This window comes from Arthrobacter sp. N199823 (genome assembly GCF_002929705.1).
Lineage (GTDB): Bacteria > Actinomycetota > Actinomycetes > Actinomycetales > Micrococcaceae > Specibacter.
On the sequence record NZ_PJIN01000006.1, the window covers coordinates 200,158 to 209,606 of the forward strand.

Below are 9,449 nucleotides of genomic sequence, written 5' to 3' on the forward strand. Positions count from 1 at the left end.
ATACCGACAAAGTTGTCAAAAGCGGAGGCGTTCTTTGCAACGTTAGACGCACAAATGCCATCTACCAACCCCATTGTCCACCCTGTCTGTGGATAACCGGTGCATTAACTGCCCCTGCTTGTGCACAGGATGGGGACAAGCATGTGGACAACTATTCGGACAAGCATTAAACCCGCCTCTGACCTGCACAAACACTATCCACTGCCTGTGGATTACGACATTTTTTGAAAGATGCTTCTTCTCACATCACACTGTGTACTCTGCGGTAGGCGAACATATGCCGCCGGGATATCCACAGATACATGTCGCACTGTGGATATCCCTGCGGTGCTTTGGAGAGCAAGCTGGCCTGAGCGGTTTATGCCCGCCTAGGTATGTGCTTTCGATAGGCCCTGACCACCAGGTAATCACCGGTAGCCACCGATGGCCAGGGTCAAGAGACCCAGCAACATCGTCATGCCCGCTCCACTAGCACCAGTGTCAGGCAGCTCGCCCTGGCGCGGAGCAGTTTTTGGACCAGTTCGCGGAGCAGTTGCGGCGTTGCCAGCAGTGGGGACCACTACCGGCCCATGAGCACTCTTAGTTGCCCTAGGCTCGGCTGGCGGCGCGCTTGCCGTCGGGGAGGCACCACCGTTCAGTTCACTGGTTACCAATTCTCCGCAGGCAATCCATTTTTCGGCAAAGGAGCAAACGCCCGTCAGAGGAATGAAGCCCGCAGGCGAACCCCCAGATCGACGATGACCCAATGCGGTGATGGCAATAAACCAACACCCCATGCCGAGGATCATCCACCGATAAAGCCAGTTGCCACGCTAGCAGTGGTGATGTGGTCCCCGCCAAGACATTTAATCGCTCTACATCCATAGCTGAAGCTCCTCACGCCGCATACGCAGAAAGACCCCACGATGCCCAGCGGAATGCAGGTCTGAAAAGAATTCGCCAGCACTATGCTGAGAGCAAGGACAGGAGAACGCTCCCATGGAAACGAAACCCACCGCAGCAAAGTCAGCCAACAAGACAATCCGCACCGGAGCGGACCCCGTGACGTTCATCCAGACGGTCGATACCACCGCCGGGCGCCGGGCGGATGCACTCACGCTCATGACACTCATGCAGGAAGTCACGGGCCAACCACCGTATATGTGGGGGCCCAGCATCATTGGCTTCGGCGAGTATCACTACACGTACGCTTCGGGCAGGGAAGGTGACGCACCCGCCGTCGCCTTTTCACCCAGAAAGGCCAACTTGGTGGTCTATGGGCTCGGCTATCCACCAAGAGCCGAACCTTTACTGGAGAAACTGGGCAAGTTCAAAGCAAGCGTCGCCTGCGTGTACATCACCAAGTTGGCGGACGTGGATCTGGCCGTGCTCCGTGAGCTCATTGCTCTGACGTATGCCCACTCCACCACCACAGATATTCAATCCTTGCAGTCCCAACGCACGTAGCCGCCACTAGCCCCGGCGATCCCATAACAACGGGCCGCAGAACAAAAAACGAAACCAAAAAGCCCGGCCCCACAAAGGGGACCGGGCTTTTTGAAAGCAGTGCAGCGAGACTAGTTCGCTACAACGTTCAGGGTGATCGTCGCTGAAACATCTTCGTGCAAACGAAGAGTCGCAGTGTGCTTGCCAACCAACTTGATGTGGGCGGGCAGTTCAACCTTGCGCTTGTCAATGGTTCCGAGACCTGCATCGGCAACAGCCTTTGCAACGTCGGAAGCCTTGACGGTACCGAACAGGCGGCCTGAGGCGCCTGCCTTAACCTTGAGTACAACAGCGTTGGCCTGGAGGGCAGTTGCCTGCGCCTGTGCAGCTTCAACGTTTGCGTGTGCGTGAGCAGCACGTGCAGCCTTGATGGCTTCAACCTGCTTCTCACCACCCTTGGACCAGGTCAGTGCGAAGCCGCGGGGCAGAAGGAAGTTACGTGCGTAACCGTTCTTCACCTCAACGATGTCGCCAGCGGCACCGAGGCCGCTTACTTCGTGGGTCAGAATGAGCTTTGACATGTTTAGTTATCTCCCTTAACCGCGGCCAGCGCCGGAGTAGGGCAGCAGTGCAACTTCGCGGGCGTTCTTGATTGCCTGTGCGATCTTGCGCTGCTCCTGAACGGTGACGCCCGTGACGCGGCGCGCACGGATCTTTCCGCGATCAGAGATGAACTTGCGCAGCAATGCTACGTCCTTGTAGTCGATGACTGTAACGTCAGCGGCCTTCAAGGGATTGGACTTTGGTTTGGGCTTACGGAGTTCAGCCTTAGCCATCGTGGAGCTCCTTAGTATTCGTGGAGCCCGTGGATATTAATCCGCGGGATGGTGTGCGTACGGCGGTTGCCGCACAAATAATTTTATTGCGTGGTGCGCGAGGTTCCCTTTGCGTGCCGGCGAGGCCGGAACGAATGGGCGTGCAGCGCGCTTTAGAAGGGAGGCTCGGAGCTATCCGGGCCCGCGCCCCAGCCGCCGGTTGTTCCACCGGGCGTAGCCCAGGGATCAGCCGCCGGTGCGGATTGTGGCTGCTGCTGTTGACCGCCGCCCCAAGGAGCGTTTCCGCCACCCTGAGTGCCGCCGCCGAAGCCGCCTTGTCCTCCGCCAGCGTTGCCGCCGCCGAAGTTTCCGCCCTGGCCGCCAGCGTTACCGCCTTGGCCGCCACCGAAGTTGCCCCCACCCTGAGTGCCGGAGCGCTGGGTGCGGTTAACTTTGGCGTTGGCGTAACGAAGCGAGGGGCCGATCTCGTCGACCTCAAGCTCCATGACGGTGCGCTTTTCGCCTTCTTTGGTGTCGTAGGTCCGCGACTTCAGCCGGCCTTGAACGAGTACACGCATGCCCTTTGTCAGGGATTCGGCAACGTTTTCGGCCGCTTCACGCCAGATCGACGCGCGGAGGAACAGCGTTTCGCCGTCCTTCCACTCGTTTGACTGGCGGTCAAAGGTCCGCGGAGTCGACGCAATGGTGAAGTTCGCTACTGCTGAACCGCTCGGGGTAAACCGAAGTTCTGGATCACTGGTGAGATTACCAATGACCGTGATAGTGGTTTCGCCTGCCATCTGCTCCTGCTTCCTGCTTGGTGTTTTCCTACAAAGAAAAAGCTATAAAGAAATTACCGAAATTACTCGGCAACAACCTTCTGCTCTTCCGGACGGGTGATCTTGGTGCGCAGGATGGTCTCATTGATACCAAGCAAGCGATCAAGTTCCTGAGCGGTAGCAGGCTCAGCGGTGAAGTTCACCACTGCGTAGATACCTTCAGACTTCTTCTGGATGTCATAAGCCAGGCGACGACGGCCCCAGATGTCAACCTTTTCGATGGTTCCACCATCGTTGGTGATGACATTCAGGAACTTCTGAAGCGACGGCTCAACGGTACGCTCATCAACATCGGGGTCGATGATTACCATCAGTTCGTAAGGACGCATATGTGAACCCACCTCCTTTGGTCTAGGCGGTTACGGCATTTCCGTAACAGGAGGTTCATTTGCATTACCTGTGCGGCGCGGTCACTCAACGAGTGGTCCCGTTGCCAGCACAGACTTATCTATCCTACCGTAAGTACGACGCCGGGCACTCCCCTCGTGCGCGTAACTCTCACCACACGCTGTGGTGCCGCCGCCCCTCCCCGGTTCCACGGCGTCGATCCCGCATCGATCCGTGAGAAAAGGTCGCTTTGGCGGATCAAAGCGACCTTTTCTCACGGATGGATGCCGCAGGAGGGCAAACTCACGGGAGCGCAGCCGCCACCATCACTCCCGCTATGCCTTAAAATGGGAGTAATCCCGACTCCTTTGCCGAAAGGCCCTGCTATGCGCTCCACTGACAACGCCGTTGCACAGTGGCATGCGCAAAAACAGCTGCGGTTGAGCCCGGCCTGGAAGTTACTTCAGGGCGCCCCCTGGACTCTTGCATTCCTGCGAGCGGAGTTCACCGCCTCCACGCAACGCGTGCCCCTTGAGGAGTTCCACGCCGATCTGGCGGATTTCATGAAGGAACTGCGCGAGGAAAACCTCAGCCTCAATGAGGCGTGGCAGGCCTCCCACTACGCTGATTCCTGGGTCCGCAGCCAATTCTTGGCCCGGCCCATGGTGGATGGCAAGTTCCACTACGAACCCACGGCGGCCACGGCGCGCGTGCTGGCCTTCATCGACACCTTAGGCGGGCGTCACACCAACTTAAACAGCTCGCGTCTGAGCACCTTATTGAACAGCATTGAGACGCTGTCATTGCAAAGCGACCCCAATCCGGAGTCGCGCATTTCCGCCCTCGAAGCGGAGATCCTGGATCGTCAACGTGAGATCACGGCGCTGCGCAACGGCGCCAACCCTGCAGTGTTGTCCAACGATTCCGCCGTCGCCGCAACGCGCAGCGTCTTGGACCTTGCAGCCAGTCTGCCGGCGGATTTCAAGCGAATGCGCGACGGCGTCGAGGTCATGTTGCACTCGATCCGCACCGAAATCATGGAGTCCTCCCTATCCAAGGGAGTTGCCGTGGGTCAGGTGCTGGCCGGCGATAAGGCCCTGCGCGGGACCGCCGAAGGTGAAACGTTCCGCGGCTTCACCGAATTCCTCAATGACCCGGTGCAACAGGCCCGGTTCCGGCAATCCGTCAATGAGGTGCTGGAACGGGACTTCACGGATGCGCTTACTGCCGAGGAGCGCAACAACCTGGCCTCGCTGGTTCGGGAGATGCGCCGGCAGGCTGGCGAAGTCCATGCCATCTACGGACGCCTGTCCGAGAGCCTGCACGCGTATGTCCAGTCCGCCGAGTTCCAAGAATCAGTGCTGCTGCGTAAAGCCATCCATGCCGCAGAACTGGCGGTGGCCACGGCGCCGCTGGGATCCCGGACTGGTGTGGTGGCGCCGCTGCTGTACTCCCCCAACTTTGAAACCTTGGCCGGGCTGGGAATCTTCAACCCAGAGGACCACGTGCCGCCACCCAAGCTGGCCGCCCCGCCGGCCTTGAGTGATGCCGATATCCACCGCACTCCCTCCACACCGGCGCCGGATATGCCCAAGCTGCGCGCCGCCGTCGAACATGTCAGGGAAACACGTAACGGTACTGCCACCTTGGCCGATGTCTACACGTCCCTGCCAGCGGAGCTTCAGCACATCAACACCATTCGCGGGCTGATCCTGGCCGCGCGCGGTTCCAGCAACAGCATCGACCCGGACCACACCGAGACACTGACATTCACACAGATTGACGGGACTACGCGCACTGCAACCGTCCCCCTGTTCACCTTCACGAAGGACTAAAGCACCATGAGCACCGAGCGCACACTCTTTCCAGGCGACACCGGCTCTTTCCCGCTGGACATGCGTCAGGCGCTGGTGCGGCTGCTGCGCGGACCGTACATTGACGGGACCGCCGATCCGGCGCTGTGGACAACCATCCTCACGCACGCGGTCTCGCTGCAGCAGTACCTAAGCGAGATCTTCTTGCTGTTGAGCATTGATACTGAGCGTAAGATCGCACTGCTCACTCCCGCCGAGATGGATGCCGTTCACACGCAGCCCATCGTCGCCAGGAAGCCGCTGCGCCGTGAGGAGACGCTGCTGGCGCTGCGCCTGCGGGTCTTACTGGACAGGCATGCCGGTTCGGGAACAGATGTGAGCATTTCCCGCGATGGTGCGCGTGAGATTCTGGCCGAGCATCGCCAGCCCGGCGCCGTTGATGATAAGCGCATGGACGAGCAGACCGACGCTGCGCTGGCCAGGCTGTTGAACCTCAAACTCATCCTGCCTACCGAGCTCCCCCACGAATACCGGGTCAGCAACGCCCTTGCCCTGGCGCTGCCGTTCGATTCCATTGAACAGATTCCGGCCTACTTGGCCGCCCTGGATGCGGGCACCCAGAACGAACCGTTTGAGCTGGACCCCGACCAGCCCGATGATACGAACCAACCTCTGCAGGAGATCTTCTAAGTGAGCATTGCAACCACCCTGCCCATCGGCGAAGAACTCAACCCCGGGCAGTTCCGACTAAGCCAGATCCAAATCATCAACTGGGGCACCTTCCATGGACGCCACAGTATGTATGTGGACCGCGCCGGCACCTTGCTCACTGGCCATCCAGGGGTGGGAAAATCAACACTCTTTGATGGCATCCAGCACATCTTTTATGCGGCTCCGCGGCTGAATGAGTCTGCTCACGACGCCTCCAACCGTAAGGATCGCCGCACCACGTTCAGCTACATGCGCGGGCGCAAGATCAAGACGGCCGATAGCGTTGAGTACCAACGTCCCAGCGCCACCTGGAGTGCCACAGCCTTGGTGTTTGAAGACGGTTTGGGCCGCCACGTCACCATTGCGGCGCTCTTTGATCTGCCTGCGAACGGACTTGAGGGTCAGGTGGGTAAGCACTATCTGATTCACAACAAGCCCTTGGACACCGAGGCGCTGGAGAATCACGGCAGCCGGCGCTTCTCGCCGTCGTCCCTGCACGCCGCGCTGCCAGGAGCCGAGGCCTTCGATGTCCATAAGACCTTTGCAGAGCGCTTCCGGCGCAAGCTGGGCATCCACAATGACAAAGCCTTCAGCCTGCTACGTACCCTGCAAAACGGCAAGGGCTTGGACAAGGGTGTGAATCGGTTCTTCCGCTACGAGGTGCTGGACAAGCCGGCCACCCTAGGCGCGGCGGCTGCTGCCGTTGAGGACTTCAGCCACCTGAGCGGAATCTACCGGCAGCTCGAGGACGCCCGCGGCCAGCGCGACGCACTGGCTCCCGTACCGGAACTGCACCAAAAACTGCGTGAGCTAGGCCAACAGCACAGCCGCACAGTTGAGCTAAAAAATATTCAGTTGCCATTGCTGCGTCAGCAGTTCCAAGGCGAGTTGCTGGCTGCTCGGGCGGTTGCGCTGACGGAAGCGCAGGCGCTGAAGCAGGTAGAGATCGCCTCCGCCACGCACGCCAAGGATTCCTTGAGCGATTCCGTGGCCATGCTGGCCAGCCAGCATGCCAGCCATGGCGGTCAAGCTATTGACGGCTTGGAAAAGGACATTCGGGCTGGCAAGCGCGAACTAGCAGAGCGGACGCGCATTGAAGCTGCCGTGCGGGATGATCTCGACGGTGCCGGACTCGTCTATGACTGGAGTGTGCAGGGCCTTGCCGGCGCCCGCGCGGCTGCCGCGGCCGGCGTCGACCTTCAACAGCAGGAGACCGCCTCAGCACGCGCCCTTGAGTACCAGGCTGTGGCGACCAGCGTAAACGTCAAGACGCAAGAGGCTGCACTACGGGCTGAAATTGCTGCATACCAACGCCGCGGTTCCAACATTGACTCGCGCAGTGCTGCCGCCCGCCGCGCCATTTGCGCCGCAACCGGCTTGGGCATTGCAGACATGCCGTTTGCTGGCGAGCTGGTGGATATTGGCAGCGAGCACAGCGCTTGGCGGCCGGCAGCCGAGAAGGTGCTCCGATCGCTGGCTACCACGTTGTTGGTCCGCGGCACCGATATTGACAGCGTAACTGCCGCCATCAACGCCCTTGACGGACATGGCAAGCTGCGCTGGATCAACCTGGGCGTTCCCGCGAAGCCGGCCAAGGCAGGACGAACGCATCTTGTCACGAAACTTGATTTTCACGCCTCCGACGCCGGATCCTGGCTTCGTGAGAAGATCGCCAGCGACTTTGCCCTCACCTGTGTGGACGACGATGCAGCGCTGCATGATCAGGTGAAGGCGGTTTCTAGGGCAGGGACACTCAAGCTCAGCTCCTCTCTGTTTGAGCGCGACACCCGCACCATCAATCCCTCCGATTACTTGCTCGGTTTCAACAATGTGGCCAAGATTGCTGAACTGGAAGAGCAAGCGCGGCACCTCGCTGCCGAGCAGGCAGCCGCTGAAGCGTCGGCCACGCAGAGCAGCTTGGCCAAGGACGCCTCCGCACGCAGGTTGGCCACCCTGAAGCGAATTGCCGAAGATGACAGAAGCTTCGAGCAGCTGGATTCGGCTGCTCTTGCTGCATCTCTGGCGGGGTTGACGGCAACTTTAGAGCAGACCATTGCAGGCAGCACCACTTTGGCGCAGCTGAGGGATTCCCTTACCGCCGCCCAAACCGAACTCGAGGCTGCGGTGGGCCGTGTGGCGGTACTGCACCATGACCTCTCAAGTATCGAGAAGGAGCTGGCGTCCGCCCAGGGTGTTCTGGCGGGAGGCGCCCCAGGAAGCGCCGCCGAGGACTGGGCCCAAGAGGCCTTTGCCCCCTATCTGAGCGATGGCGACCCTGCCACCTTGGACGAGCTGGAGGTGCTGTTGAGCCATGTCGCTGTAGACCTGGGTGAGCGCATCGCCACCATCAAGGAGCGCCAGTTCCGCGCGGAAGGCGCACTGAGCGACATCTTTAAGGCCTTTGCCCGCCAGTTTGGCCCCTCCATGAGCGCCAGCCATGGCACGGGCGCCGAGGCCGCACCTCACTACGAAGAGCTATATGCGCGCATCGTGTCCGACGGACTGCCGCAGCGCCAGGACGAGTTCAAGGAATACTTCAACAACCGCTCCTATGAACGCTTTTCTGACCTCTTACAGCTACTCGAGGAGGAGCGCCGGTCCATTGAGGAGCGCATCCTTCCGCTGAACCAGATCCTGGAGGATGTTCCCTTCGAGAAGGGAAGCAGACTGCGGTTGGAAGTCAAGACCAGCATTCCTGACGAGGCCCGGGTATTCCGCCAAGAACTCAAGGAGGCCCTGGGCAACGCTTACACTCAGGCCACCGAGGAAACCATGGCTTCCAGTTATCAGCAACTTGAGCGCCTGGTCAATGCCTTGGCAGACCCTGCGTTGGCCCATTGGTCCGACACCGTTCTGGACGTGCGTCAGCATGTCACCATCAGCTGCAACGAACACCGGCCCAACGGGGAGGTTGAGACGGGACTCGAGCCCGGGACTCTCTCCGGCGGTGAGGGTCAGCGCTTCACGTCCTTCATTATGGGTGCAGCTTTGGCCTACCAGCTGGGGATCGATGTTCAGGGATACAGCACCTACGGGACCGTCATGATCGATGAGGCCTTCATCCAGGCCAACTCCGAGTACGCCGGAGCCGGTATCAATGCGCTGCAGGAGTTCGGCTTCCAGCTCCTGCTAGCTGCCCCTGAGGACAAGGTTGACCTGTCAAGGCACCTAGGATCGGTCACGGACATCATCAAGCACCCACAGGCCAACGTCTCCGGCTTTGTCTCCACGGGTCAGTCCCCAGCAACCGCCACCGACATCATCCTCCGCTAGCGCAGACGTGGGCGGTGCCGGCGATGCCGGTGCCGTCCGTCTGGTTGGGCGCTGGCGGTATGTGTTTTAAAGAGTTGTGGCCACCCTGGGTGGGGTGGCCGTGTGTGGTGTGGGTTGTTAAATGCGGGGAGGCCCCACACCGTGTTTGGTGTGGGGCCTCTACCCTTCTTTTACGTGTTGTCCGGCGGTGTCCTACTCTCCCACATCCTCACGAATGCAGTACCATCGGCGCTGTGGGTCTTAGC

General features: G+C 60.1%; 8 protein-coding genes. 4 read left to right on the forward strand and 4 right to left on the reverse strand.

What is annotated here, in order from left to right; translation table 11 throughout:
- Window positions 1–978 precede the first annotated feature (978 nt).
- On the forward strand, window positions 979–1,446 hold the full coding sequence (locus CXQ93_RS14515) for a DUF1801 domain-containing protein (protein ID WP_104111136.1): 468 nt from the start codon (window positions 979–981) through the stop codon (window positions 1,444–1,446).
- A gap of 110 nt (window positions 1,447–1,556) precedes the next feature.
- On the opposite strand, the gene rplI is transcribed toward CXQ93_RS14515, so the two are convergent.
- The 4 genes from rplI to rpsF form a co-directional block, all read right to left on the reverse strand.
- A complete protein-coding gene (gene rplI / locus CXQ93_RS14520; protein WP_104111137.1) occupies window positions 1,557–2,006 on the reverse strand; it encodes a 50S ribosomal protein L9 in 450 nt (149 codons plus the stop codon).
- 15 nt (window positions 2,007–2,021) lie between these two features.
- A complete protein-coding gene (gene rpsR, locus CXQ93_RS14525; protein ID WP_005273147.1) occupies window positions 2,022–2,261 on the reverse strand; it encodes a 30S ribosomal protein S18 in 240 nt (79 codons plus the stop codon).
- 152 nt (window positions 2,262–2,413) lie between these two features.
- A complete protein-coding gene (locus CXQ93_RS14530; protein WP_104111138.1) occupies window positions 2,414–3,040 on the reverse strand; it encodes a single-stranded DNA-binding protein in 627 nt (208 codons plus the stop codon).
- Window positions 3,041–3,102: 62 nt separating this feature from the next.
- The gene (gene rpsF / locus CXQ93_RS14535) at window positions 3,103–3,408 is read right to left on the reverse strand and encodes a 30S ribosomal protein S6 (RefSeq protein ID WP_062286061.1); all 306 of its coding nucleotides are present in this window, start codon (window positions 3,406–3,408) and stop codon (window positions 3,103–3,105) included.
- A 384-nt stretch (window positions 3,409–3,792) separates the two neighbouring features.
- Between rpsF and CXQ93_RS14540 the strand changes: the two genes are divergently transcribed.
- From CXQ93_RS14540 to CXQ93_RS14550, 3 genes are read left to right on the forward strand one after another with little or no spacing between them, the layout of a single operon-like run.
- On the forward strand, window positions 3,793–5,241 hold the full coding sequence (locus CXQ93_RS14540) for a DUF3375 domain-containing protein (RefSeq protein WP_104111139.1): 1,449 nt from the start codon (window positions 3,793–3,795) through the stop codon (window positions 5,239–5,241).
- Window positions 5,242–5,247: 6 nt separating this feature from the next.
- Window positions 5,248–5,910 (forward strand): DUF4194 domain-containing protein, encoded by a 663-nt coding sequence (locus tag CXQ93_RS14545; RefSeq protein ID WP_104111140.1) that lies wholly within the window; start codon window positions 5,248–5,250, stop codon window positions 5,908–5,910.
- Entirely contained in the window at window positions 5,911–9,204 is a 3,294-nt protein-coding gene (locus CXQ93_RS14550; protein WP_104111141.1) for an ATP-binding protein, read from the forward strand.
- Window positions 9,205–9,449: the final 245 nt, after the last annotated feature.

Coding starts and splice junctions, on each gene's coding strand:
- CXQ93_RS14515 (WP_104111136.1), top strand. CDS start 979: ATGGAAACGAAACCCACCGCAGCAAAGTCAGCCAACAAGACAATCCGC.
- rplI (WP_104111137.1), bottom strand. CDS start 2,006: ATGTCAAAGCTCATTCTGACCCACGAAGTAAGCGGCCTCGGTGCCGCT.
- rpsR (WP_005273147.1), bottom strand. CDS start 2,261: ATGGCTAAGGCTGAACTCCGTAAGCCCAAACCAAAGTCCAATCCCTTG.
- CXQ93_RS14530 (WP_104111138.1), bottom strand. CDS start 3,040: ATGGCAGGCGAAACCACTATCACGGTCATTGGTAATCTCACCAGTGAT.
- rpsF (WP_062286061.1), bottom strand. CDS start 3,408: ATGCGTCCTTACGAACTGATGGTAATCATCGACCCCGATGTTGATGAG.
- CXQ93_RS14540 (WP_104111139.1), top strand. CDS start 3,793: ATGCGCTCCACTGACAACGCCGTTGCACAGTGGCATGCGCAAAAACAG.
- CXQ93_RS14545 (WP_104111140.1), top strand. CDS start 5,248: ATGAGCACCGAGCGCACACTCTTTCCAGGCGACACCGGCTCTTTCCCG.